Annotated in this window: 1 protein-coding gene; it reads left to right on the top strand. The window is 77.2% G+C overall.

Annotated features, from left to right (window positions below):
- A partial coding sequence (locus tag DKT69_RS00030) for a histidine kinase (protein ID WP_236647217.1) occupies positions 1-544 on the top strand: 544 nt, incomplete at both ends.

Here is a 544-nt window from a genome sequence, read left to right on the forward strand (position 1 = left end):
GACGAAGTTGCCGTCGAGCAGCGAGCCGAGCACCACCGCCACCAGGGCGGTCGGCGGCTGCCGCTGACCGCCCTGGTGGCGGTGGTGCTCGGCTCGCTGCTCGACGGCAACTTCGTCTTCGCCATCCCGGTCTTCAGCTATCTCGCCGGACGGCGCGGCGCGGGCACCGCGCGGGCCGCCGCGGTCTTCGGAGCGATCGCGGCCGCCGGCACCGGGCTCAACCTCGGCCTGCTCGGCACCGGGCCGGCGACCTGGTACCTGCTGGCGTCCGTGCTGCTCTTCGGCGGGGTGTTCCCCTGGCTGCTCGGCCGGCACCGGCGGCAGCAGCGGGCGCTGGCGGCGACCGAGCGGCGGCACGCCGAGGCGGTGGACCGGGAGCGGCGTGGCGCGGTGGACCGGATCCGGCTGCGGGAACGGGCCCGGATCGCCCACGAGATGCACGATTCGCTGGGCCACGACCTGAGCCTGATCGCGCTTCGCGCCGCCGCGCTGGAGGTCGCCGCCGACCTCGCCCCCCCCCCCCGCCCCGCCGCCGGTGACCCGC

The sequence above is a fragment of the Micromonospora sicca genome (assembly GCF_003172935.1).
Classification (GTDB): Bacteria; Actinomycetota; Actinomycetes; order Mycobacteriales; family Micromonosporaceae; genus Micromonospora; species Micromonospora sicca.